General features: G+C 65.6%; 14 protein-coding genes. 4 read left to right on the top strand and 10 right to left on the bottom strand.

All coding sequences use genetic code 11. The annotated features are described in order from the left end of the window. Positions 1 to 122: 122 nt before the first annotated feature. Genes fadD32 through AB0362_RS15980 form a run of 3 tightly spaced genes read left to right on the top strand, consistent with a single transcriptional unit; the run spans position 123 to position 8715 of the window. Positions 123 to 2021 carry a long-chain-fatty-acid--AMP ligase FadD32 gene (fadD32, locus tag AB0362_RS15970; protein WP_149407724.1) on the top strand — a complete coding sequence of 633 codons (1899 nt, stop codon included), beginning with the start codon at positions 123 to 125 and terminating at the stop codon, positions 2019 to 2021. A gap of 43 nt (positions 2022 to 2064) precedes the next feature. Beyond that, a complete protein-coding gene (gene pks13, locus AB0362_RS15975) occupies positions 2065 to 7167 on the top strand; it encodes a polyketide synthase Pks13 (protein WP_317809292.1) in 5103 nt (1700 codons plus the stop codon). A gap of 3 nt (positions 7168 to 7170) precedes the next feature. Continuing rightward, entirely contained in the window at positions 7171 to 8715 is a 1545-nt protein-coding gene (locus AB0362_RS15980) for an acyl-CoA carboxylase subunit beta (protein ID WP_317809293.1), read from the top strand. A gap of 95 nt (positions 8716 to 8810) precedes the next feature. Here AB0362_RS15980 and AB0362_RS15985 read toward each other — a convergent pair whose 3' ends face one another. The 7 genes from AB0362_RS15985 to AB0362_RS16015 form a co-directional block, all read right to left on the bottom strand. Beyond that, positions 8811 to 9782, bottom strand: coding sequence for a hypothetical protein (locus AB0362_RS15985; protein ID WP_317784811.1), 972 nt, complete (start codon positions 9780 to 9782; stop codon positions 8811 to 8813). Positions 9783 to 10107: 325 nt separating this feature from the next. Further along, positions 10108 to 13320: an arabinosyltransferase domain-containing protein gene (locus AB0362_RS15990; protein WP_317810234.1), complete on the bottom strand. Its 3213-nt coding sequence runs from the start codon at positions 13318 to 13320 to the stop codon at positions 10108 to 10110. A 181-nt stretch (positions 13321 to 13501) separates the two neighbouring features. Further along, a complete protein-coding gene (locus AB0362_RS15995) occupies positions 13502 to 16672 on the bottom strand; it encodes an arabinosyltransferase domain-containing protein (protein WP_317810219.1) in 3171 nt (1056 codons plus the stop codon). Between the two features lie 10 nt (positions 16673 to 16682). Further along, the gene (locus AB0362_RS16000; protein WP_366235856.1) at positions 16683 to 18452 is read right to left on the bottom strand and encodes a glycosyl transferase; all 1770 of its coding nucleotides are present in this window, start codon (positions 18450 to 18452) and stop codon (positions 16683 to 16685) included. Positions 18453 to 18545: 93 nt separating this feature from the next. Continuing rightward, positions 18546 to 19736 (bottom strand): FAD-dependent oxidoreductase, encoded by a 1191-nt coding sequence (locus tag AB0362_RS16005; protein WP_366235857.1) that lies wholly within the window; start codon positions 19734 to 19736, stop codon positions 18546 to 18548. Beyond that, positions 19737 to 21125: a cytochrome P450 gene (locus AB0362_RS16010; protein WP_317784816.1), complete on the bottom strand. Its 1389-nt coding sequence runs from the start codon at positions 21123 to 21125 to the stop codon at positions 19737 to 19739. A 23-nt stretch (positions 21126 to 21148) separates the two neighbouring features. Continuing rightward, positions 21149 to 21469, bottom strand: a complete 321-nt coding sequence (locus tag AB0362_RS16015; protein WP_149407732.1) for a 2Fe-2S iron-sulfur cluster-binding protein — start codon at positions 21467 to 21469, stop codon at positions 21149 to 21151. A 97-nt stretch (positions 21470 to 21566) separates the two neighbouring features. On the opposite strand from AB0362_RS16015, the gene AB0362_RS16020 reads away from it, so the two are divergent. After that, a complete protein-coding gene (locus tag AB0362_RS16020) occupies positions 21567 to 22577 on the top strand; it encodes a helix-turn-helix domain-containing protein (protein ID WP_317784817.1) in 1011 nt (336 codons plus the stop codon). 22 nt (positions 22578 to 22599) lie between these two features. Here AB0362_RS16020 and AB0362_RS16025 read toward each other — a convergent pair whose 3' ends face one another. The 3 genes from AB0362_RS16025 to AB0362_RS16035 are packed head-to-tail and all read right to left on the bottom strand — an operon-like array spanning position 22600 to position 26707. Continuing rightward, positions 22600 to 24489, bottom strand: a complete 1890-nt coding sequence (locus tag AB0362_RS16025; RefSeq protein ID WP_366235860.1) for a galactan 5-O-arabinofuranosyltransferase — start codon at positions 24487 to 24489, stop codon at positions 22600 to 22602. 5 nt (positions 24490 to 24494) lie between these two features. Beyond that, complete coding sequence (locus tag AB0362_RS16030; RefSeq protein ID WP_094638921.1) at positions 24495 to 25259, bottom strand: decaprenylphospho-beta-D-erythro-pentofuranosid-2-ulose 2-reductase; 765 nt, start codon at positions 25257 to 25259, stop codon at positions 24495 to 24497. Continuing rightward, positions 25256 to 26707 (bottom strand): FAD-binding oxidoreductase, encoded by a 1452-nt coding sequence (locus AB0362_RS16035; protein WP_037187223.1) that lies wholly within the window; start codon positions 26705 to 26707, stop codon positions 25256 to 25258. The genes AB0362_RS16030 and AB0362_RS16035 overlap by 4 nt, the downstream gene beginning before the upstream one ends. Positions 26708 to 26737 lie beyond the last annotated feature (30 nt).

The following is a 26737-nucleotide window of genomic DNA, read 5'->3' on the forward strand; positions in this document are numbered from 1 at the left end:
GTAAGAGCTACTAGTCAGTAACATAAAACGCTGTTCGGTGTCTGCATGCACGCAGCCGGTGGTGCGGGCCCAGGTCACGCAGGCTGTGTGGCAGCGGATTCGTGTCGGAGGAGATTGAAGTAATGAGCCACACGTTCGATGATTTCATCGATGAGAACGGCCACATCACCATCGGTGAAGGGCAGACGCTCGTCCGTCACGTCGAGGTGAACGTGCAGGAGAATTCCGACACGCTCGCGTACCGGTTCGTCGACTACTCCCGGGAACGTGACGGCGAGGCTCACGAGCTGACCTGGGCCGAGTTCGGTACTCGCCTCAAAGCGGTCGCGGCTCGCCTGCAGCAGGTCACCCAGCCCGGCGATCGAGTGGCGATCCTGGCACCGCAGGGCCTCGAGTACGTCATCGCCTTCTTCGGTGCGATCTACGCGGGCACCATCGCGGTGCCGCTGTTCGATCCCGACGAGCCGGGCCACACCGATCGCCTGCATGCCGTCCTCGGTGACTGCAAGCCGAGCGCCATCCTCACCGCGAGCAACTCGGCCGCAGGTGTGCGCGCGTTCTTCCGCGCCCTGCCCGCCGCGGAGCGTCCCCGCATCATCGCCGTCGACGCCGTCCCGGACAGCGTCGGTGAGACGTGGGTCGAGCCCAAGGCCGGGCTCGACGACATCGCCTATCTGCAGTACACCTCCGGTTCGACGCGGACGCCGGCCGGCGTCGAGATCACGCACCGCGCAGTGGGCGTCAACGCGCTGCAGATGGTCGACAGCATGGAGATCAACCACGACTCCCGCGGCGTCACCTGGCTGCCGATGTTCCACGACATGGGCCTGCTGACCGTCATCCTCCCGGCGCTCGGCGGCAAGTACATCACCATCATGAGCCCGCGCGCCTTCGTGCAGCGGCCCTGGCGCTGGATCAAGGAACTCGCAGCTGTCTCCGACGGCGCAGGCACCTTCGCGGCAGCACCGAACTTCGCGTTCGAGCACGCCGCGCAGCGTGGATTGCCGAAGAACGGCGAGCCCCTCGACCTGTCCAACGTCATCGGTCTGATCAACGGCAGTGAGCCGGTCACCACGTCGTCGATGAAGAAGTTCAACGAGGCGTTCGGTCCCTACGGACTACCCAAGTCCGCGATCAAGCCGTCCTACGGCATGGCGGAGGCGACCCTGTTCGTCTCGACCAGCAAGCACGCCGACGAGGCCAAGGTCGTCTACGTCGACCGCGTCGAGCTCAACGCAGGCAACTTCGTCGTCGTCGCCCCCGACGCCCCCGGTGCCATCCCACAGGTGTCCACCGGAACCGTCGCGCGCAGCCAGTGGGCTGCCATCGTCGACTCCGAGACCGCCACCGAGGTTGCCGACGAGCACGTCGGCGAGATCTGGTTGCACGGGGAGAACATCGGCAAGGGCTACTGGGGCCGTGAGACCGAGACCACGGAGACCTTCCACAACAAGCTCGTCCACCGCAACTCCGAGGGCTCGCACGCAGAGGGCGCTCCCGAGGGTGGCAACTGGATGCGTACCGGCGACTTCGGCGTCTACCACGACGGCGAGCTCTACATCACCGGTCGCGTCAAGGACCTCGTCATCGTCGACGGTCGCAATCACTACCCGCAGGACCTCGAGTTCTCGGCCCAGGAAGCCAGCAAGGCACTGCGTCCCGGCTTCGTCGCGGCGTTCGCCGTTCCGCTCAACCAGCTACCGGACATCGTGTTCGAGTTCAGCGGCGCAGCCCTGACCAAGGACTCCGACGACAGCTCCGAGCAGCTCGTGATCGTCGCCGAGCGTGCACCCGGCTCGGGCAAGGCAGACCCGGCTCCGATCGCCGACGAGGTGCGTACCGCAGTATCGGCACGGCACGGGGTCACCGTGCGCGACGTCCTGCTCGTCCCGGCCGGTTCCATTCCGCGTACGTCCAGCGGCAAGATCGCTCGACGCGCCTGCAAGGCCGCGTACATCGAGGGCACGCTGCGCGGCGGCTACCAGCAGACGGCCTTCCCGGATGCAGAACTGCCCGACTGACGGACGCATCCTCCGTTCTTCCTCCGATACGACTTGGTGAGTAATGGCTGAACAAGAGACAGACAAAATCGAGCGCGTGGACGGCGGAGACCTCACGGTTGCGCAGCTGCGGGACTGGCTGCGCAACTGGGTTGCGGACGCGACCGGGCAGCCGGCGTCGGCCATCTCCGACGACCGCCCGATGGAGGAATTCGGTCTGTCCTCTCGCGATGCCGTCGCACTGAGCGGCGAGATCGAGGAACTGGTGGGGGTCACGCTGACCGCCACCGTCGTCTATCAGCACCCCACCATCGCCTCGCTGGCCAAGATCATCATCGAAGGCGAGCCGGACGAGCCCGTCGGCACCGTGGACGACGCGTTCTACACCAGCGGCGGACAGTCGGGCGACGCGCACGACGTCGCGATCGTCGGCCTGTCCTCCCGGTTCCCGGGTACCGGACAGACCCCCGAAGAGATGTGGTCGCTGCTGATCGAGGGCCGCGACGGCATCACCGATCTGCCCGACGGCCGCTGGCAGGAATTCACCTCCGACCCCGTCATCGCTGCCGCGGTGGCCGCGACGGTGACCAAGGGCGGTTACCTCGACGACGTCAAGACCTTCGACGCCGAGTTCTTCGCGATGTCGCCCAACGAGGTCGTCAACGTCGATCCGCAGCAGCGGCTCGCGCTGGAACTGACCTGGGAAGCGTTGGAGCACGCGCACATTCCGGCCAGCTCGATCAAGGGCAGCCAGGTGGGCGTCTTCATCGGCAGCTCGTCCAACGACTACCAGCTCATCGCCGTCAGCGACCCGGCCGTGCACCCGTATGCCCTCACCGGCACGTCCACCGCCATCGTCGCCAACCGAGTGTCGTACTTCTACGACTTCCGCGGGCCGTCGATCGCCGTCGACACCGCGTGCTCGTCGTCGCTCGTCGCCGTGCACCAGGCGGTACGCAGTCTGCGTACCGGCGAATCCGATCTGGCCGTTGCCGGTGGCGTCAACATGCTGCTCGCGCCGCCCATCACGGTCGGATTCGGTCAGACGGGTGTGCTCGCGCCGGACGGCCGAATCAAGGCCTTCTCCTCCGACGCGAACGGCATGATCCGCTCCGAAGGCGGCGGACTCGTCGTGCTCAAGCGACTCGAAGACGCCGAGCGCGACGGTGACCAGGTGCTTGCCGTCATCGCCGGCTCCGCGATCAACCAGGACGGCCGGTCCAACGGTCTGCTGGCACCGAACCCGGACGCACAGGCCGACGCGTTGCGGTTCGCCTACCGCGACGCCGGTATCAACCCGTCGGGCGTGGACTACATCGAAGCGCACGGCACCGGAACCATTCTGGGCGATCCCATCGAGGCCGACGCTCTCGGTCGTGTGGTCGGCCGTGGTCGCGACGCCGACAAGCCTGCCCTGCTGGGATCGGCGAAGACCAACTTCGGGCACCTCGAATCTGCCGCAGGCGCAGCAGGTTTGATCAAGGTCGTCCTGGCGATGCAGCAGAACAAGCTTCCCGCCTCGCTCAACTACGTGGGCCCCAACCCGTACATCGACTTCGACAAGGCGCACCTGAAGGTGATTCCGGAGGCCACCGACTGGCCGCGGTACACCGGCAAGGCCGTCGCAGGCGTCTCCGGCTTCGGATTCGGTGGCACCAACGCGCACGTCGTCGTCCGCGAGTACGTCCCGGGTGAGACCGCAGACGCATTCGATCCAGCGGCGGTGGATCCGGAAGCCGTTCTCGTCGAGGGTGTCACCGACATTTCCGGTGCCGAGCTGCCGATCGTCGCCGAGCCCGAGCCCGTCTTGTCGGAGGTCGAGACCACGGATCCGGTGGCCGAGGCCGAGACCATACTGTCCGACGCTGAAACAGGTTCGGAGACAGTGATTCTCGCTGTGTCCGCGGCCCTGCCCTCGCGTCGTAAGCGGGCCGCATCGGAACTGGCCGACTGGCTCGAAACCGAAGAGGGCAGCACGACGCCTCTCGTCGACGTGGGCCGCACTTTGGCCCGCCGCAACCACGGGCGTTCGCGCGCAGTGGTTCTGGCGTCGACCACAGCCGAGGCCATCGCCGGATTGCGTGCCATCGCCGCAGGCAAGCCGGGCCCCGGTGTGTTCTCGGCAGATTCGCCCGCGTCCAACGGGGCGGTGTGGGTGTTCTCCGGCTTCGGTTCGCAGCACCGCAAGATGGCATCGCGGCTCTACCGCACCAACGCGGTGTTCGCCGCCGAGGTCGACAAGGTCGACGAGCTGCTCGTCGACGAGGCCGGTTACTCCATCCGCGAGATCATCCTCGACGACTCGCAGACCTACGAGTTCGAGAACTCCCAGGTCTCCATCTTCGTCATCCAGATCGCCCTGGCGGCAACGCTTCGCGCGCACGGTGCCGAGCCGGCGGCCGTCATCGGACACTCGATGGGCGAGGTCGCGGCGGCATACGTTGCCGGTGGCTTGAACCTCGAAGACGCAGTGCGCATCATCTACGCCCGTTCGCGACTGCTGGCCGAGGGCCAGGACGGACTCGGAGCCGCATCGCAGGGTGCCATGGCTCTCGTCGAGTACACCCCCGACGAGGTCAAGACCCTCACCGATCAATTCCCCAACGTCGAACCGTGCGTCTACGCAGCACCGACGCACACCACCGTCGGAGGACCACGCGCCGAGGTCGAGGCCCTCGTCGAAATGGCCGAGGCCGCAGGCAAGATGGCCCGCCTGCTCGACGTCAAGGGCGCCGGACACACCGCGGCAGTGGATGTCCTGCTCGGTGAGTTGGCCGCCGAACTCGCCGGAATCGAACCCAGCAAGCTCACGGCCGGCGTCTACTCGTCGGTCGATCGCGAGGCCCACTATCGCGTCGGGCATGCGGCTATTCACGGCGTCGAGTACTGGACCAAGGGAATGCGTCATCCGGTCTGGTTCACGCAGGCCGTCAATGTCGCTGTGGGAGACGGTCACACGACGTTCGTCGAGCTCGCCCCCAACCCGGTTGCGTTGATGTCGGTCGCCGCCACGGCGTGGGCTGCAGGCGTTGCCGATTCGACTCTGATCCCGACGCTCAAGCGCAAGGAGGACGAGTCCGAGACCTTCCTCTCCGCTCTGGCGCAGCTCTACGTCCACGGGCACGCCCTGGAACTGGCCACGCTGTTCGAGTCCGGCCCGTACGCAGCCATCCCGCGTACCGCGTACCTGCGCAAGGAGTTCTGGCTGAACTCGCAGGTCAGCTCCAGCGGCAACGCGCGAGTTCCCGGTGCGCGCGTCGCCTTGCCTGATGGCCGCCACGTCTGGGAAGTTCAGGCCTCGGCCGTCACCTCATTCGATGCATTGGTCACGGCCGCTGCATCGCAGGTGTTCTCCGATGTGGCCCTGGGTGTTTCGGTCTCCCATGCTGCGGTACCGAAGGCGGGCACGGTCGTCACCACGTTGACCTCGCACCTCGGTGGCGCGTCGGTCCAGGTGCACGCACACGAGGGCTCGGCGTTCACCCTGCTGCACGAGGCCGTCGTCACCTCCGGTGATGCGCGTCCGGAACCCGTTGTGGCGGTGGAGGAGCGATCCTCGTCCCCCATGGAGGAGTTGCCGGAGGTCGTCGAGACGTTCGGTGACCGTTGGGATCCCAACGGCAATCAGAAGCTCGAAGACCGATTGGCCATCATCGTCGCGGAGTCCATGGGCTATGCGCCCGAGGATCTGCCGCCCGAGGTTCCGCTGATCGAGCTCGGCCTCGATTCACTCAGCGCCGTGCGGATCAAGAACCGGGTGGAGTACGAATTCGACATTCCCACAGTGCAATTGCAGGCCGTGCGTGATGCGAACCTGCGTGAGGTGGAGAAGTACCTGCGCTACGCGATCGAGAACCGCGACGAGGTGCAGGCACTGGCCGACAAGCAGGCGGCGGAGAAGGCAGCCGAACAGGCTGCCGAGAGCGGTGCGGCAGCTCGCGAGGAAGCGCTGGACACCGCTGTTGCGGCACCCGACGCTGCGGTACCGAGCGCCGAGTACCAGCCTGCGCCTGCTGTTGCTGCCCCGGCGGTTGTTGCTCCGGCGCAGACCGACCTCGGCGGCAAGGAAGCGTTCGCCGAGGCTGCTGGGTCCGACGTGCCTCCGCGCGACAATGCCGAGCGGATGACCTTCGCGACATGGGCTGTGGTGACGAAGGAATCGGCCAAGGGCATCTTCAACACCCTGCCGATCCTCGACGACGAGACGGCCGAGAAGCTGGCTGCTCGTCTGACCGAGCGGGCCGGCGGCGAGATCACCTTCGACGACGTCCTGGACTCGGAGACCATCGAGCAGCTCGCAGACAAGGTTCGCCCGCACCTCGAGGACGGTGAGATCGACGGCGTCGTACGCAATCTGCGTGCCCGCCCCGAAGGTTCAACCGCCACACCGGTGTTCGCGTTTCACTCGGCCGGTAGCTCCACCGTCGCCTACGAGCCCTTGCTGAGGAAGCTGCCCGCGGGCACTCCGATGTACGGACTCGAGCGCGTCGAAGGACCCATCGCCGTACGAGCCGCGGAGTACGTGCCGCTGATCAAGGCGATCCAGCCCGAAGGGCCGTACGTGTTCGTCGGCTGGTCGCTCGGCGGCATCCTCGCCTACGAGGTGGCGCGGCAGATGGAGGAAGAGGGGATCGAGGTCGCCTACGTCGGGCTGCTCGACACCGTCATGCCCGGCACGCAGATCCCGGACACCAAGGACGAGGTGCGTAAGCGCTGGGAGCGGTACGCGGCGTTCGCGAAGAAGACGTACAACGTCGATTACCCGATTCCGTACGACAAGTTGGTGGACTCGGACGACGAGGGGCAGATCCGCATCATTACCGATCTGGTGAAGCTCAGCGGCGCGAAGATCCCCGGCGGCATCATCGAGCACCAGCGCACGTCGTGGCTCGACAATCGGGCGATCCAGACGGCCGAGCTCAAGAAGTACGGCGGGCACGTGACGCTGTACATGGCCGACAAGTACCACGACGACGCGATCGCCCTCGAGCCCGCGTACGCCACCCGCGAAGAGCACGGTGGCTGGGGACCGGTGGTCGAGGACCTCGAGATCGTGTACGTCGGAGGCGATCACCTCGCCGTCGTCGACGAGCCGTACATTGGAAAAATTGCGGCCCATTTGTCGAAGACGCTCGAGAACATCGAGTCTGCAAGAACCGGAGCGTAGATCTTGAGTGGCACCACTGCGGAGAAGCTGGCCGAACTACGGACGAAGCTCGAACAGGCCAAGGAGCCGGCCGGCGACATCGGCGTAGCGAAGCGCGCGAAGAAGGGCATCCCCAGTGCCCGCGATCGCGTCAACTCGTTGATCGATCCCGGCAGCTTCGTCGAGATCGGCGCACTGGTGAAGGCCCCGAACGATCCCGGCGCGCTCTACAGTGACGGCGTCGTCACCGGCCACGGAACCGTCGACGGCCGCCCGATCGCCGTGTTCTCGCACGATCAGACCGTGTTCGGCGGAACCGTCGGCGAAATGTTCGGTCGTAAGGTCGCCGGCATCATGGACTTCGCGATCAAGATGGGCTGCCCGGTCGTCGGCATCAACGACTCCGGTGGAGCTCGTGTGCAGGACGCGGTGACGTCCCTGGCCTGGTACGCCGAGCTGGGTCGACGCCACGAGGCGTTGTCCGGTCTGTGCCCGCAGATCTCCCTGATCCTCGGCAAGTGTGCCGGCGGTGCCGTGTACGCGCCGATCAACACCGACATCGTGGTCGCCACCGAAGAGGCGTACATGTTCGTCACCGGCCCGGAGGTCATCAAGTCCGTCACCGGTGAGGACGTCAGCCTCGACGAACTGGGCGGTGCGCGCGTCCAGGCCGTCAACGGCAACGTGCACCACGTGGCAGCGGACGAGAAGGCTGCGTTCGAGTGGATCCGGAACTACCTGAGCTACATGCCGTCGAGCTGCCAGGAAGAGTCGCCGGTGATCAATCCGGGGCTCGAGCCGGAGATCACCGAATCCGATCGCAAGCTCGACTCGTTCATGCCCGACGCCGACAACGCCGGTTACGACATGCACGACATCATCCTGCGCATCTTCGACGACGGTGAATTCCACGAGCTCTCGGGCCAGACGGCACCGAACGTCATCACCGGATTCGCCCGCGTCGACGGCCGGCCGGTGGGAATCGTCGCCAATCAGCCGATGCACCTGTCCGGGGCACTCGACGCCAAGGCAGCGGACAAGTGTGCTCGGTTCATCCGACTCAGCGATGCCTACAACATTCCGATCATCTTCCTCGTCGACACACCCGGCTTCCTGCCCGGCGTCGACCAGGAGACGCTCGGCGTCATCCATCGTGGTGGCCGCTTCATCTTCTCGTTCGTCGAAGCGACGGTGCCGAAACTGACTGTGGTGATTCGTAAGTCGTACGGCGGCGGATACGCGGTGATGGGCTCCAAGCAGCTCGGATCCGACATCAACCTCGCCTGGCCGACCGCCCGCATCGCCGTCATGGGTGCCGAAGGTGCCATCAACATCATGAGTCGCAAACAACTCGCCGAGGCCGGAGAAAATGCACCGGCACTGCGCAAGCAGCTCATCAATTTCTACAACGAACACGTGGCAACGCCCTGGATCGCCGCCGAGCGTGGCTACATCGACGCGGTCATCGAGCCCTCGCAAACGCGCCTCGAAATTCGTAAGGCCCTGCACATCCTGAAAGACAAGGAAGTGCACAAGAGTCCGCGGAAACACTCGTTGCTTCCGATCTAGCCGGACTGAAGTGGTGCCCCAGCCCTCGCGGGGTCGCTTCGCTCCCGTTCGCGTCAATGGACCATTGCACTGCCGAGACGCATGCGATGGTTCATTCACGCGCGGGCACCGGTAGATTCACGCGGCACCATCACCACATCCGGTCGTGGTCTGGCGAGAGCGTGCTGGAAGTTCCTCCGTAAGTCTTCGAGCACCTGTGTCGGCCGATCGCGGATGTCTTGCGGTGAATGGGACACGACGATCAGTCCGTGCGCCTGCATTCGGTTGCGTCGGGCTTGTGTGCGCTGGTAGTCGGCTGGTGACAGATGGTGGGTCACGGAATCGATTTCACGTGCCAGCGCCACGGCGTCGATCCAGCCGTCCGTGTTGGCGATGAACTCTCCGCTTCGAGCGTAAATATCGCAGTTGTGCGTCATCGCTGGCAGCCCGCTGGTTCGGTACAGGCGTTGGTCCTCGAGTTCTGCCACCGAGTGCGCGTTGTCCCGTAACTCCAGAAGTACGCGGCGGGTGAGCGCGCTGTAGCGGCGCGGCCCTTCGGCCAATTCGGTGGCGATCTCGTCGATGGACACGCCTCCTCGTTGGAGTACTTCGGTCAGCAAGGCGACGCACCGTGCCTCGGACTTCGCGGCCCGTGTGGCGTCGACCAATGAACGCACCAGAGGAGCAACTCGTGTGCTGCCCTTGGTGATCGGCTCGGGAAGCCGCCACGTCCGCTCTGCTCGGACGAAAGACACCGATGCCCGACGCATCTCTGCGGGTAGCAGCAGATGAACCTCCCCGGCGGATCCGTTGGTCCCGTATCCGAACGAATCGAGTCCGACGCAGCCGGTGATCATGCTCGTCGGTCCGCCGTATGCGAGCGCCGCCGCTGAGCGTTCGAGCGTCGACGGATTACCGTTGCGCAGCAGTACGACACCCGGCAGCAATCGCTGCCACGGACCGCCGGCCGCGCATCTGCTGTCGATCGCTGCGTCACTCACGCCCGCCTCGCGAAGCTGCCGACGCGTCACGACGCCGGTCGAGCTGAGGTCGAACAATGAACCTGTGTTCCACAATCGTCTTTTCATGCCCGAAGAGTGGAATCCGGCACCGACACGTTTGTCGCGTTCGGGCGCTGTCGCAGCTTCTCTGTGGATGGTCGACCAGTCTGTGGATGGATTGGCCTTCACCAGTCGCGAGTTGCCAAACATTGTCGGGCTCGGATGTTAGGGCCGGCAGATGGAGTCCTATGAAGCCCGCGGTCCTTGCCCCCCACCGGAGGGTGAATGGACCACCTACGCGCTCAGACGTATGCAACGGTCCATTGACCCACTACGGGCCGAAATGTAAATGGACCCTTGCACGGTCGAGACGTGTGCAAGGGTCCATTGACGCGGAGCGGGGGGCGGGTGGTCAGTCCTCGAATACGCGCAGTTGTCCGTCTTGGTACCAACCGGATCGGGTGACGTCGGCGGTGTCGAGTTCAGCGGGTACTGCGCTCGGGTAGTACTGCTCGTAGCGTTCCAATGAACCCCAGTCCCTGGCCCAGTCGTTTTCGAGGTAGGTGGGGACGGTGACGGGCTTGGCGAGTAGTTCGGACCAGCCCAGTGGGCCGCCGTTTTCGCCGGATTGCCAGGTGTCGGTGGAGCTGACGGCGAGTGGGCGGTCGGGGAGGATGCGGTATCCGGGCACCTCGGCGACGCCGTTTCGGTGGTCGAAGGGGCGTTGGCACGGGAATTGCAGTCCGACGGCCCAGTCGAGCAGCACGGGTTGTTCGCCGCCGATCATGGTGTTGAGGTTTTCCATCACGGGCACCCGCGGCGGGGTGAATGCGAGCCATTGGTCGCCGGTGAGGTTGGGATCGTTGGCGACGATGCGGACGGCGTCGGCGTCGGGTGCGATGTCCGCCAACGGGATTCGGAGGTTGCGCCACGAGGGTGCGGGTCCGATGTCGCGTGGCAGGTAGGTGCCCTGGGCCTGGACGCTTCCGTCGGGCTGACGCTTACCGTATTCGAGCAGTAGCGACTGTCCGTAGGTAAGGGCTCCGGTGTCGTCGTAGGACCAGATGCGTCCGGCGGCGGAGAAGACGACGAGAGGTGCGTCGTCGCTGCGGGCGGGTAGTTCGTACCAGCTCGACGTCGCCTCCGCGGGCTCCTGGACGCCTTCCTGGTAGGAGCCGAGGACGGGGGTGGTGGCCGGGTCGAGGCCGAAGGGCAGGGCGGCGGAGGAGCCGTTGACGCCCACTTCGCCGGTGCCGCCTGCGGTTCCGGAACTCTGGCCTTCCTCGAAGGCTGGCCCGACGGACTGCTGATCGGTATTGCCTTGTCCTGGTTTGACTTCCACGGCGTCGGCGCTGAGGTCGCTGGGCACGCCGTTGGCGGTGAAGTTGCGCAGGGTGCTGCTCGATCCGCCGAGGGGGCCTGCGACGGGGTCGAATTCTTCCGGCAGTGGGCTCAGTACACCTGCGTTGGGGTTCGACTCGACGAGGACGTCGTTGGCGAGTCCACACGAATTGCCCAGCACCGATTGCACGTTGGAGCGGGCCAGCGAGTAGGCGGGGTACTGAGAGACGGCTCCCTTGACGAGCGAGAGCACCTCGAACAGCACCATGATTCCGGCGATGACAGTCAGCGGCGCGGCAGCGAACTTGCGGATGCGTTTACCGCGCGCAGACGTCGGTTTCGGTTGCGGCGGAGCGTATCCCTCGCGCAAGTACTGGAAAGCTGCAATGGCGAGGACCAGTCCGAACAGGATGAGGAACAGGGTGCCCGATTCGTTGCCACCCAGCGAGACCGTCTTGTCGAACCACGGCACGCCGTAGCTCGAGACGTACCAGTAGCCGTTGATACCCGAGAACGACAGTGCCAGAACGAACATCAGCCCGGCAGCGAACAGCGATCGGTTGCGTCGCGAGCGCAGGGCACTGGCCGAGACGGCGACGGCCGTCAATGCCGCCAGTCCACCGGCGATTCCGGCGTAGGAACCGAAGTGGTGAGTCCACTTGGTGGGGTTGAACATCATGAAGAAGATGGTGCCGAGGACGACGCCGAGCAGACGCCATGCCGGTCCGTTCGCAATGCCTGGGATGCGTCGTCGACGAAGCAGCACGAACAGTGTGGTGAACAGGCACAGGATCATCGTCAGGAACGCGAAGCGGCGTGCGACCGAGCCGTCGACGGTTTGGACGAAGAGGTAGTAGTACCGCAGGAAGTCCTGGTACCAGGCCTCGTTGGGGCCGATGATGGTGCGGACTCGGGTGGACTCGATCACCGTCGCGTACGTTTGGTCGGCGAAGACGACGACGAGTACCAGCACGCCTGCTGCCGCCAGCGGGGCCAGCATCGCGAGGGTGCCGACCTGACGGTGGCGTCGGACGACGATGCGCGCGATGGGCCGGGCCCCGGCGAGAAGTGCTGCCACACACATCAATCCGGTCGGTGCTGCGGCGAGGGTGAAGGCTCCGATGAGGCAGGCTGCGGCGGCGGGGAGCAGTCGGCCGGTGGCGATGGATCGTTCCACCGAGCACCAGGTCAGGAGTGCTCCGAGCGCGACGATCGGTTCGGGACGCAGACCGTTGTTGTACGGCAGCCAGAAGGCGAGGAACACCAGTCCGCCGGTCCACAGGGCGACGTTGGATTTGCGCACGGCGCGGCCGAGGCGCGGGACCACCTCACGGCTGATCACCATCCAGCACAGGACGCCGGCGATGAGGGCGGGCAGTCGCATCCACGGGCTGGCGGTCGAGATCTTGGCGAACACGGCGAGTACGTCGTAGTACCAGCCGAACGGGGCTTCGGGGACGCCGAACCAGCGGAAGTAGTTGGCCATGTAGCCGGAGTGGTCGGCGGCGCGGGCCATCGTGAGGAGATAGCCGTCGTCCGAGGTGTTCGCGCCGACGAAATGCCAACCGACCAGAACGCCGAGGACGGTGACGTCGACGCCGGTGAACCTCCACCAGTGGGAGGGGAAGAAGCGGCGGTGCGCTCGACCGTCGGTGCCGTCGAGCCGTCCGAGTGCGCCGATAGCCAACAGCGTGCAGGCGATCGCGAGGATCATGATCAGAGATTTGAGCAGCGTCGGCGACGACGAGAAGCGGGAGTCGACGTCGACGGTGACGGACATGTCGGCCGGGGCCGCGCCGCTGAGATCGCTGAAGATGCCGACGACCTGGGGGCGTAGATCGCCGTCGAGCCTGCCTTGCAGAGGCTGGCCGTCGTCGTCGGTCAGTCCGGTGAAGGCCGCGGAGGTGTACTCGTCGTTCGAGGTGATCTCGATGGCCGCGCAGCGGGTGCTCTCGACGTCGGCGCGCGGTGCCGTCGCGACCACTACGTTGCGGTCGAGAACGTCCACGTTCGATTCGCCGACGCGCACGAACAGACTGTTCAGTGCCGCGCCTTCGCCCTGAGGGGGCGCAGTCGCCAGCAGCAACCCGCCCGACGCGGGGAGTGCTGCGACGGCAGAGCACGGGAGGGTCGCGGTGAGGCTCAGGGGTGCCTGGGACACCAGCGGGGCGTCCACGTCCTGCAGGAGGCCGTTCTGCGGCCATTCGATGGTGGCCGTTGTCTGCGTGACGGGTGCGAACGGAGTGATCAGCGCGAACAGCACACCGAGCACGCCGGCCACCATGGCGATCAGCCGGGGAACTCGTACCTGAGCACGAAGTTCGTCCGAGGCTCGCAGTGGAGCGGGGACGGGTGGACCAGCTGATGAATCTGTCACGACGTCGGGCACGAGAGTCGATGTTATGCGAGCGTGACGAAGAGGTCACACAGGCACCGTCCCCGGGAATAAATGCAAAACCAGGGAATCAGTCTGTTTTCATCGGTCCGTCGCTGGCCAATCCGGACCGAGACTGCTGCTCGACGGCGATCTCGGCCGTAGTCGCGTCAGGATCGAGTGGCGTGTATCTCTCGATGGATCCCCAGTCTCGGGCGTAGTCGTCGGCGAGGTACGACGGCAGTGTCTCCGCACCGAGGAGCAGTTCGGTCCAGCCGAGCGGGCCGCCGCCGATCGAGTCCTGCCAGGCATTGGTGGATTCGGCACCGGTGCGGTCGGGCAGGATGCGGTACTTCGGTACCTCGGCGACGCCGTCGCGATGATCGAACGGACGCTGGCACGGAAACGCGAGTCCGACGGCCCAGTCCAGCATCACCGGATCGGTCGATCCGACCAGTGAGTTCAGCGTCTGCGTCTTCGGGACGCGCGGCGGGGTGACGGCGAGCCATTGATCGCCGGCCAGGTCGTTGTCCTCGGCGACGATGCGCACGACGTCCGCGTCGGCGGGAAGGTCGTTCATCGGCACGCGCAGGTTGCGCCACGACGGCGACGGACCGATGTCGAGCGGGGTGATGCGTCCCAGCGCGATCACGTCACCGCCGTCGCGGCGTCCGTATTCCAGTTCGACGCGTTGGCCTTCGGTGACGATGCCGTCCTCGTCCACCGATCGGATGCGGCCGGCGGCGGCGATTGCGATCAGGTCGCCTTCCCCCGGCAATGCGTACCAACCGGAGGTCAGGGATGCGGGCTCGGTGGCTCCGAAGCTGCCGAGTACCGGTGTGGTGCTCGGATCGAGGCCGAACGGCAGTGCGACTGTGCTGCCGTTGATTCCGACGTTCTCGGTGGTTCCGCCGGAGGTGCCCGCGGAGTTCGACGAGGTGGCCGCAGCGCTCTGTTCGGAGTCCTCGGGGCGGATGGAGTTCGCGCTGCCCTGCGCGGTGTCCTCGGAATCGGCCGTCAGGTCCTGGGCGACGCCGTCGGGGGTGAATCCGGTACTCCCACCGGCACCGAGGGCGTCGGCTGCGGGATCGATCGGTTGCAGGACCGAGCCGTTGACGTCGGTCTCCACCTGTACGTCACCGGCGAGTCCGCACGAGTTTCCGGCGAGGGCAGAGAAGTTCGAGCGAGCGATGGAGTACGCCGGGTATTGCGCCACAGCACCTTTGACGAACGAGAGCACCTCGAAGGCCACGACCCCGCCGGCGACGATGGTCAGCGCGGACGGCGCGAAGCGTCGACGCGTGGTCGGTTCTTCTCTGCGATAAGGCAATCGGACGTGCTGATAGGCCGCGTAGAGCAGCGTCAGCACCGTCAGGCCGAGCAGGATCGTCGAAAAGCCCTTGCCGGCAATGGACGGCGGCTTGTCGAACCACGGTATGCCGTAGCTCGAGACGTACCACCACCCGTTCGAGCTGGTGAACGCCACCGCCGTCAGGAACAGGACAGCGGCGGTGAACAGTGTTCTGTTGCGCGGAGATCGGACGGTCGCAGCGGTGACGGCAACGGCAGCCAGCGCGGCCAACGACGCCGCGAGACCGGCGTACACACCGAAGTGGTGGGTCCATTTGGTGGGCGTGAACATCATCAGAGCCAGTGCGCCCAGAATGATTCCGAGTATCCGACGCGACGGCCCGGTGGCCGTCCCGGGGATGCGTCCGTTCTTGCGGAGCATCACCGCGATGCACACGACGATGCAGAGCAGCATCGCGAACATGCCGAATCGTCGGGCGAGCGAGCCGTCGGGAGAAATGGTCATCAGCGCGTCCCAGCGGACGCGTTCTTCGAACCACGGCACGTTCGGTCCGATGGCCGAGCGCACTCGGGTCGCTTCGAGGACCGTGGCAAGAGTCTGGTCGGCGAAGATCGCGATCAACACCGCCAGTCCCGACGCGACCAGCGGCGCGAGAACGGCGAGCAGTCCTACCTGGCGAGCTCGCTTGACCACGATCATCACCAGCGGGCGCAGCCCGGCGAGCAGGGCTGCGACGGCGATCAGTCCGGTGGGTCCGGCGGCGAGGGAGAACGCGGCGATCAGGGTGCCGATGGCGGCGGGCAGCAGTCGTCCGGTGGCGATGGCGCGTTCGATCGAGCACCACGTGAGCAGTGCGCCGAGGGCGATGATCGGTTCGGGGCGCAGTCCGTTGTCGTAGGGCAGCCAGAAGGCGAGGAACACGAATCCGGCGGTCCACAGCGCGACCCGGTTGGTGAGAACTGCGCGACCGAGGCGGGGGATGACCTCGCGGCTGATGACGAGCCAGCACAGCAGCGCCGCGATGGTGGCGGGCAGGCGCATCCAGATGCTGGCGGTGCTGACCTTGGCGAGGGCGGCGAGCATGTCGTAGTACGGCATGCCGAACGGTGCCTCGGGGACGCCGAACCAGCGGAAGTAGTTGGCCATGTAGCCGGCGTTCTCGGAGACGCGGGCCATGTTGAGCAGGTAACCGTCGTCGGAGGTGTTCGCGCCGATGAAATGCCACAGCACCAGCACGCCCACCACGACGGCGTCGACGCCGGTGATGGACTTCCAGCGTGACGGGAGGAATCGGCGGTGGCGTCGACCGTCCATGCTGTCGAGGCGATGCAGCGCGAACAGGGACGCGATCACGGCGAGTGCGCCGACGATCATGGCCAGCAACTTGAACGTGGTGGGGCTGGAGGAATAGCGCGAGTCGATGTCGGCGCGCACGTTCAGGCCGTCGACCGGTGCGGTGAGGTCGGTGTAGATGCCGACGACCTGCGGGCGGACGTCGCCGTCCATCGTGCTCGTGTCGCCGTCGAGGTCGACGACAGTGCTGGTGGCGTTCGACGAAACCGTCACGGCACAGTCGGCGGACAGCTCGGACACGGGAGCCTCGGCGAGAACGCGATCACGCAGCAGCACCTGCAGTCGGCCGTCGTCGACCCGCACGATCAGTGCCTTCTGCTCGGTCTTCGCAGCTTCGATGGGTGCGGTGGAGATCAGCGTGCCGCCGTCGGTGAGAGCAGTGGCGGCGCTGCACGGAATTGTTGCCTCGAGGTCGACGGGCGAGTAGCTCACCAGCGGAGCGTTGACGCTGCCGAACGAACTCTGTGGCCACGACAGCGTCGCGACGTCCTGCTGAACCGGCAGCAGGGGAGTCACGATGGCCAGAACCGCACCGATGATGCCGGTGACGATCGCTATCAGCCGGGCGGTCGCGAAGTTCGGAGCGGTCTCGGGCACGCCGACGATGCTAGGGGACGAGCGTCCGCACGTCCCACACCCATACGCCTCCGGTGTACCGAGGCTCCACGCCGACGAGGTCGGTGACGGTGGTCCGCAGAGCGAGAGTGTTCTTGCCCGGCGGCAGGACGACGACGTCGGCTTCCCAGAACGCCATGTCCTCGGCGGCGTCGCTGCGCTGATCGGCAGTGATCTCGGGGACGGTGCCCGAGTCGTAGACCGAGCCGAGCAGCAGCGCCGTCGGACGGTCGACGGCCCCGTACTTGGCGACCTTCTCTTCCTTGTCGCTCGGTCCGACGAAGTATCCGGCGGCCAGCTTGAAGCCCATGTCGGCGTCCATCTGCCAGCGCAGCGGGCGTGCGTCCTCGGGCCGTGGGAGGGGAACGGTGACGACGGAACCGTCGTCGACGAAGTTCTCCCACTCGCCGTCGGCGAAGAACTCCGGCGTCGGGGACTTGTCGACGGTCACCAGCGGCGTCGGGATCAGGGGTACGAGTGCGAGCGTGAGTCCGGCGATCCAGAACGCAGGCAATGGGCGAAGTCCGTTGCGGAACGTGCGATCGGTGGCCAGGACGACCAGCAGGGCCAGTGCAGGCACCGCGCCCAACGCGAAGCGGGTTTCGAGCACGGATTCGACGAGGGGGTACTCGGCCAGCTTCGTCCACGGCAGCGTGATGCCGGTGTCGTCCTTGCCGATCACCAGTGTCGCGCCGAGTGACAGCACGCTCATGACGATCGCGGTCGCGGCGGCCGCACGGGCGCAGGCGACGCGCCACATCCACACCGCTGCCACCAGGGACAGCACCAGTAGTGGCCAGCCGAAGTATGCGTTCTCCTCGGTGGCGTTGATGCGGACGTTCTGCCCCGGAGTCGCTTCGCCGCCGAGCGATTGCGTCGGGAATTGGAACAGTGCTTTGGCGTCGTTGCCCATGGCACCGTGTTCGAGGAACGAGTACGACTGCGGGCCGAAGAACTGCCACCACAGCGGAAACGCCACGAGCGTCAACGCGATGCCGGCCGAGACCGCGAGTCGGGGCACGGCGTTACGGACGGCAGGCCACAGCGAACGGGGCCTGGACACGTAGTAGACGACGGCGAAGATGGCGAACGACATCGCGAAGATGAGCAGCGGCTCTTCGCCGAGCAGGATCTGCAGCGCGACGATCAACCCGAGTCCGACGGTGTTCTTGGTGGTCCCGCCGCCATGTGCGATGCGGGTGACCAGCATGGCGATCACCGGAAGCAGGAACAGCACCACGAAGTTGGGGTGCCCGTTGGCATGTGAGATCGCGCCGGGCGCAAAGCCGCACAGCGCGCCGCCCATTGCCGCGGCACCCTTGGACGCGTTGAGCTGACGGGAGAACAGCCAGAACCATGCGAACGCGGTTCCCGCCAGGCCGACGGTGAGGGCAATTGCCCATGTCACCGTCGGTCCGAAGAGCAACGTGATCGGCGCAAGGGGGATGGAGACTCCGAACATCGCCGTGTTCGCCATCAGATTCACCCCGAGCGGGTAATTCTGCAGGTCACTCCACAGTGGATTGTCCAGATGCGCGACCGAATTGGCGGCGACGGAGAAGAACCACTCCCACATCGTCTGATCCTGGCCGCTGTTGTAGAGGTAGCCGCCGCTCAGATTGCGCCACTGGCCTTGCAGGACGTAGACGGCGGCGACCAGAAATCCGACCGCCGCAACGACGTCGCCACGCCCGACGCCGGAGTGTCGAGCCGGTGCCGTTGTCGGCTGCCGCTCGAGAACACTCTGGTCGTGGGTGGTCATCGCGTCGAGGTTACAGAAAGATCACGATGGGCGAAAACTCGAACGACCTGCGTCACACGGTGAGCGAGGTGGTGGTGCAGGGGCGTGAAGTTCTCATCCGATCAATTCCGCGAGTTCGACCGTGGAGTGCTCGGCGATTTTCTTCTTGCTGGTCATGAAATCGCGCGGACGGTTGATGCAGTCTGCGGCGATGAGTTGGCCGTCGCGGAGGTAGTAGCAGGTGAAGTCGCGATCGCGCTCCGGGTCGCCGTTGACGACGACCTCGTCGTATCCGGTGCCCAGTCCGGCGATCTGAAGCTTGAGGTCGTACTGGTCGGACCAGAACCACGGCAGCGCGGTGATGGCGGCGGACCCTCCGGTCAAAGTCGATGCCGCCACCTTCGCGTGTTCGTTTGCAGCACAGACTCCTTCGAGGCGGACGCGCCGCGAGTAGCGGGCAACGTGGTAGGCGGCGCAGTCGCCGGCAGCGACGATATCGGGATCGTCGGTGCGGGTCCGATCGTCGATGACGATTCCGTTGTCGACGGTGATCCCGGCCGCTTCGGCGAGTTCGGTGTTGGGCACGATGCCCACCCCGATGACCACCAGATCTGCCGGGAGCGTGTCTCCGCCGGCCAGCACGACCTCGCGCACACGGCTGTCTCCGCGGAACTCCTCCACGAGCGCACCCGTCCGGATCTCCACGCCCGCTTCGCGGTGGATTCGGGTGAAGAACGTCGAGACCACCGGTGCGGTCACGCGTTCCAGAACACGCTCCGCGGCCTCGACGACGGTGACGTCGAGACCGGATGCCCGGAGGGACGCTGCCGTCTCCAAACCGATGTAACCGCCACCGACGACGACTACCCGTGTGCCCGGCGTCGCGGCCGAGCGTAGCGATGCGGAGTCGGCGGCGGTGCGCAGGTAGTGGATGCCCGCCAAATCTGCTCCGGGAGTTGCCAATCGGCGAGTTCGCGCGCCGGTGCACAGGGCGAGCTTGCTGTACGACTGCGTGACGCCGGAATCGAACGTGACTGTGCGAGCCTCACGATCGATGCTGCTCACCGAACCATCGACCAGCTCGATGTTCTGCTTGTCGTAGAAGTCCGCTCCGCGGATGGCCATGGCCTCGAGGGTGGAGGTGCCGGCCAGATACGCCTTCGACAACGGGGGACGCTGGTAGGGCAGCGTCCCCTCGTCACCGATGAGAACTATGTCCCCGGCCCACTTCTCGCGTCGCAGATGTGCGGCGAGCTGAGCGCCGGCGTGGCTGGCGCCGATGATCACCGCGCGTTCGGCGCTCACTCAGGCCTGCTGCTTCGGGGTGAGGGTGACCATCATCTTGGATATGCCTCTCACGAAGTTGGACTGCACGTACTCGGGCTTCCCGACCACTTCGATGTTCTCGAACCGGGTCAGCAACTCCTCCCAGAGGATTCGCAGTTGCATCTCCGCGAGCCTGTTGCCCATGCACCGGTGCACGCCGAACCCGAACGCGATGTGGTTGCGTGCGTTCTTGCGGTCGATGATGAAGTCGTCCGGCCGATCGAACACGCGCTCGTCGCGGTTGCCGGAGGCGTACCACATGACCACCTTGTCGCCCTTGCGGATGAACTGACCGTTCAGGATCGTGTCTTCCTTCGCGATCCTGCGCATGTAGGCCAGCGGCGTCTGCCAGCGGATGATCTCCGACACCATGCCGGGCACGAGATCGGGATTCGCCTTCAGCTTCTCGAACTGATCGGGAAACTCGTTGAGCGCCAACACTCCACCGCTCATCGAGTTACGCGTGGTGTCGTTGCCGCCGACGATGAGCAGGGTGAGATTTCCCAGGAACTCCAGCGGCCGGTCGATGAGATCCTTCGTGTCGTCATTGGCTTGTAGCAGTGAGATCAGGTCGAAGCCGGGCTCTTCTCCCGCGGCCTTCCGCGCGGCCTTGTCGTGCCAGAGGGCGCTCAGGCCCTTGGCTGCGTCGACCATGGCCCCGAACACCTCGTCGTTGTCCGAGGGGCCACCGTTGGTCTGTTCCATTGCCGTCGCCAGGTCCGACCACTCGACGAGCTTGTGTCGCTGCTCGTACGGGAAATCGAGCAACGTCGCCAGCATCCGTGCCGTGAGTTCGACGGACACCGTGCGAACCCAGTCGAACGGCTGGTTCACGGGAAGGTCGTCGAGAACCTCCTGAACCCTGGACCGGATCAGGTCCTCCATCTCGCGGAGATTCTTCGGGGCCACCACCCCTTGGACCGCGGCGCGCTGAGCGTCGTGACGCGGGGGGTCCATCGCGATGAACATCGCGATGTCCATGAAACGCGGCGGCTTGCCGATGATGATGAACGGCTCCGCCGAGAACACCTTGTGGTTCTTGTCGACGGCGATGATGTCCGCATGCCGGGTGACCGACCAGAACGGCCCGAACGGGCTGTTCGGCTGGAAGTGCACCGGCGCCTCGTTGCGGACGCGCTCGAAGTACGACTTCCAGAGGCCCTGGCGGTAGAGGAACGGGTTGCTCAGATCGATGTCGGCGAGATCGACCTCGTCGACCGGCGGAATCGGTGTCTCGGTGAACATGACCTGGCCGTCGGTGCGGGTCACGATCCGACGCGTCTTGTCGTAGAGGTGCGCGCCGCGGATCTGCAGTTCCATCGGGATGACGGATCTCGCGGTGGTCGCGACGGTGTCGGCGATACTCATGGCTCTCTCCTCCGGTCCGCAGGTCAGATCTGGAATTCGGGAACGCGGACCGTCAAGCCGTCCCACGACTCGCGCGCGGTCATCTGGCACGACAGCCGAGATGTCGGTTCACGCTCGGGGTTCATGGCGAGCATGTCCTCCTCGACCTCGTCGTTGGTGCCGACGACGTCGCTCCATGCGTTGTCGACGACGACGTGACAGGTTCCGCAGGCTGCTTCGCCGCCGCAGTCTCCGTCGATACCCGGGATGGCGTTGTCGACGGCAATCTGCATCAGGGATGTGCCCTCGGTCAGCGGTGCCTCGTGCTTCTCGCCGTCGTGCGTGACAAAGGTGACGTTGGCCATGGTGTTCTCCTCGCTGAGTAACTGTGTTCCAAGTCTCACTGCGATGGACTTTCCGAACCAGGCTCGAAAGCGTCGATTTGTTGTTAATTTGGCTCACGTGGGATCAACGGAGTCCGGAGTGCCCCCGCTTGCCTTCGCGCAGCTGCTCGGTAGCGGCGCGCTGGGCGAGCGGGCGGAGGCTGCGTTCCGACGCATCCTGGTGCGTGAGGGCGTCAGCATGACGGAGCTGGTCACCCGCGACGGACAGGTGCCGCTGCGGTGGTTTCGGGAGGTGTATCCGGACCTCGACCGTCAACAGGGTTTCCGGCTCGGCGCGACGTTCGCGCAATACGTGCAGCCCACGTCGTTCGGTCCTCTCAGTCTTCCGCTGATCAGTGCCGGATCGGTGGCAGAGATGGTCGAGTTGCTGGAGTTCCTCCCGCTGGTCTCGACGGCTCTCGCCGTGCACATCCACCACACCGATCGAGGGTTGACCATCGGACTCGCCGGGCGCACGGGGGACGACGGGCTCGACAGCATTGCTGTCGCGTACGGCGGTTCGTGCCTTCTTCGTCTGATCGACATGCTCGCCGGCTTCGCGGACGCGGTCGAACTTCACCTCGATATCCCGGCCCCGGAGCGCGATACGCTCGACGACGACGAGATCCGGCGCATCGTGTTCGATGCGCCGTCACCGTTCGTCTTCGTGCCGGCGGCCATCCTCGACGAGGCATGCCGGTTCTCCGATTCGTTGTCGTATCAACTGGGGATCGCGGAACTGAAGAAGGCCGTCGACGGCCGTCGTACGAAGTCGTACACGGAGACCGTGCGCGCGCTGTTCGACACCGACCGCGAGTGCACCAACAGTGCGCACTGTGCCCGGAGAATGGCGGTCTCCACCAGCACCCTCAAACGAAAACTCGGCAACGAGGGAGCCACGTTCCGTGCGCTACGTCAGGCGTTCCTTCAGGAGCGCGCGACCATGCGTCTGCTCGACGGTTCGGTGACGGTGGGGGAGATCGCCGCCGAACTCGGCTACAGCGACGTCGCCAGCTTCTCGCATGCGTTCACGCGATGGACCGGACGCTCACCGAGGGAATTTCGATCTCGCACCGCAGCACCGAGGTAGTGCGTTCGCGGTCGACGACCGTTCAATTCGCGCGCACGACCAGCGCGAAGGGTCCGATGTCGGTGACGGTGAAGCGCGGATCCTCGAACAGTGACTGCGGGAAGGTGACGGTGTAGCGGCGCACGTTCGGGTCGTTCGGGTAGACGTCCTCGGCCAGGCGCAGGGTGTAACCATCGGCACCGCGGCGGAACAGGAACGCATCCGGCGCGCGCCACTGGCTGGTGTCGAGCGCGTCGACCAGCTGATCGGGCGTCTCGAGCTCGGTCCACTGCTCGATGGCGTCGGCTCGCTGATCGAACTGCGCCAGTGGGTTGGCGTAGTGCGAGGTCAGTCCTTGGAAGCCGAAGTACGGGTAGTAGCTGAGGAACGACGTGTCCGCCGTCAGTACGACGGTTTCGTCGCGCGGACGCTGGGTCTGCTCGGTCAGGGCGGCGTCGACCTCGCGGTAGTACGAGACCGCGCTCGGCGGACGCATGTCGGCGCGGTTGCCGTCACCGTCGGTATCGGAGTACGCGACGGTGATCTCGGTCTGCAGTACCTGGGGAATGTTCTGCGCGTAGGTCATCGCACCGATGGCTGCTACGACGACAGCGGCGATACGGAACTTCGGTGGCTCGTTGATGGCCTGGTAGATCGCGTGGCTTCCTTCGAGGAAGCCGAAAACGCCTGCGCTGCCGAGCAATACGATCAGCACCGCTTCGAGGCGGAACGAGAGCAGGGTGGTGCCCGCGGCCGTGGCGGCCATGGAGAGCAGCGTCCACAGATAGATGGAGACGACGCCGACGCCCAGTGCCTGCGCTCGGCGTGAGGACGAGAACCGCACCGCCACCCACACCGTGCCGATGAGGCACAGCACGCCCATCAGGGAGAACTCGAACATCGGGAAGGGCAGTGTCGCACCGGCTTCGGGCAGATAGTGCAATGCCGTGCCCGACGTGGAGGGTGCACCGCGCAGGAATTCGATCAGGTACGGCAGCCACACGGTCGCTGCGATGAGGCCCGAGATCGCAGCGATCGCGGCGACCTTGATCGCGATGGGAACCAGTACGTTCCAGGACTTCTTCTCGCGATAGGCGAGGACGGCGGCGAAGAGCGCCATCAGTACGACGGTGAACGCCGCCAGGCCGAGATACAGCGTGTAGAACGTCGCGGCCAGGCCGAGGAAGAGTCCGGTGCCGACCACCGCTCCCCACCCGCCCGATGCGGTGCGGTGCAGCGCTCCCCAGGCGAGGACCAGCGCGGGTGCGAAGAGCATCACGATCACGGCGCTGTATGCCTCGGGGGAGGCGTGGGCGACGACGAGCGCGGTGGTGACGGCGCTGACGGCGACGGCCCAGTCGGCTCGGATCAGTGCCTTCCACAGCACGAACGACACGACGGCGGTGACGGCGAGCAGCCCGATTGCGTAGGGCTTGAACACTTCCCAGCCGTCCATGCCCAGCAGGTTGCCGACGCGTCCGCCGAGCCAGAACCAGCCGGCCGGATAGAAGGGCGGAATGTCTGCGTACGTCATGTCGCGCAACGACGCCGAATCCGTCAGTCGCGTCAGGTATTCGGTACGGAACTCCTGGTCGACGGAGATGCCGAACAGGTAGAGCTTGGTTGCAGCGAGCGGCATCCCGAGGGTGACGGTGACGAATCCGCTCAGCCCGATCCACGCCGCGAGCCGAGCGATCCACGGCCACTTGTGAATCCGGTACAGGTAGATCGACGCGGCGAACAGTGCTGCAGCGGTCACCTGCCCGAGCGTCGTGATGGCTCGGGTGACATTGGACGAGTTGAACGCCGGCCACTGAACCAGTGAGAAGGCGTACAACCCGACCGTCGCCACGACCACTGCGACGAGCACACCGAGAGCGATTTCCCCGACGGCAGAGGCGGTTCTGCGAGCCGGTGCAACCCCGATTGTCATCGAGATCAGATGGGCAGCTTGCGGAAGATCGGCCGCGGCACGTGCCGCAGCACCATCATCACCAGACGCCACGGTGCGGGAGTCCAGATCAAGGGGGTGCCCTTGCGTGACGCGTTCACCGCGAGCTTCGCGATGACCTCCTTGTCGACGGTCATCGGCGCTTCCTTGACGTGCGCGCTGAACTTGGTGCGCACCATGCCCGGGCGAACGACGGTGACCCGAGGTCCGAACTCGCGCAACGCTTCTCCGAGTCCGAGGTAGAAACCGTCGAGTCCGGCCTTGGTGGAGCCGTAGACGAAGTTGGAACGACGCACCCGCTCGCCTGCCACCGAGGACATGACGATGATGCGGCCGTAGGCCTGCGCTTTCATCTTCTCGCCCAGCAGCACGCCGACCGAGACGGAGGCGGTGTAGTTGATGTTCGCAGCGAGGACGGCCTTGCGCTGGTCCTGCCAGAGCTGCTCGGCATCGAAGTCGACGGCGAAGGCGACGATGGCGACGTCGACGTCACCCTTGGCCCAGGCCGCGTCGATCACCTTGGGATGCGAGGCGGTGTCGAGTGCATCGAAGTCGATGATGTCGACGGACTTCGCGCCCTTGGCGTTCAGTTGGGCAACCGCGCTCTCACGAAGCGGGTCGTTCGGCAGCGCAGCGAGGATGACACGTGCCGGAGACTTCGACAGGTACTCCTCGGTGATCGCGAGACCGATCTCGCTGGTGCCACCCAGAACGAGAATCGTTTGGGGGTTACCTACGGCGTCTATCGTCACAGCAGTTCCAGCCTTCTAGCCATATCGGAGGCGAAAACGCCTGTGGGGTCAACGGATCGGCGGACCTTGATCCACTCGTCGATCCGCGGGTACATCGAGTGGAAGGTCTCGGCGTCGGTGCGCGAATCCTTCGCGGTGTACAGACGACCACCGAACTCGAGCACCCGCTTGTCGAGCTCGCGAACGAACTCGTTCAAGCCCGGCTTGATCGGGAAATCGACGCAGATGTTCCAACCCGGAATCGGAAAGCTCAGCGGCGCTTTGTTTCCGGGCCCGAACAGCTTGAAGACGTTGAGGAACGAGTAGTGCCCGGACTTCTGGATGTCGACGATGATCTTCTTGAACTCGTCGACGGCCTCCGGCGGCACAACGAACTGGTACTGGAGAAAGCCCTTGGAGCCGTAGGCGCGGTTCCACTCACCGAACATGTCCAGCGGGTGGTAGAACGCCGTCAGGGACTGGACCTTGTTCCGGTAGTTGCCGGCCTTGCGGTACCAGACCTCGCCGACGGCGGAGAACGTGTACTTGTTGGCCAGGCCGTTGGGGAAGACGTCCGGGAACGTCACCAGCGGCTTGGCGTTGAACCGCAGCGGGTCCTTCTGGAGTTTGGCCGGCAACTGGTCCAACGTCGCGAGCGATCCGCGGGAGAGGGCCGCGCGGCCGAGCTTGGGCGGCGGGGCAACCGCGTCGAACCAGGCGCTCGAGTAGTCGTAGTTGTTCTCGCTGCCGTCGCTGTGCAGGGCGATGGTCTCGTCGAGGGTGGTGGTGACGTCGCCGTCGGCGATGAAGTAAGCCGTCTCCGTCGGCGTCATCTCGATCGTCGCGCGCAGGATGATGCCGGTCAGGCCGTTGCCGCCGACCGTCGCCCAGAAGAGCTTGGCGTTCTTGCCCGACGGCGTCAGGTGGCGGACCTGACCGTCCGCGGTCAGCAGTTCCATCGAGCGGACGTGGTTGCCGAAGCTACCCGCGCTGTGATGGTTCTTGCCGTGAATGTCGGTGCCGATGGCCCCGCCGATCGTGACCTGGCGGGTACCCGGCAGCACCGGTACCCAGAGGCCGAACGGCAGCGCGGCACGCATCAGCTGGTCGAGGTTGACGCCACCGTCGACGTCGACGATCCGCGTCGACGCGTCGATGCTGTGGATGCCGTTCAAGGCATTCATGTCGATGACCAGGCCGCCGGAGTTCTGCGCGTTGTCACCGTAGGAGCGGCCGAGGCCGCGGGCGATGACGCCGCGTCGGAGGTGGGCCGGCTTGGAGTCGTTCTGCTCGGCGACCTGCTTGACCGCGTTCGCGATGAGCTCGGGGTCGGAGGTCGAGAGCACCTCTCCGGTGGAGGGAGCGGTACGGCCCCAACCGGTGAGTGTGCGGGTCTGCGTGGGTAGCGGCGCAGTGTTCCCGGCCTGTGGTTCCAGGGGGAAGAGTGCGTCGTCGGCTGTCGTGGACATCGCTCAAGAGGGTACCCGCACCGCAGCAGC

The sequence above is a fragment of the Rhodococcus sp. NPDC079359 genome (assembly GCF_040702585.1).
Taxonomy (GTDB): domain Bacteria; phylum Actinomycetota; class Actinomycetes; order Mycobacteriales; family Mycobacteriaceae; genus Rhodococcoides.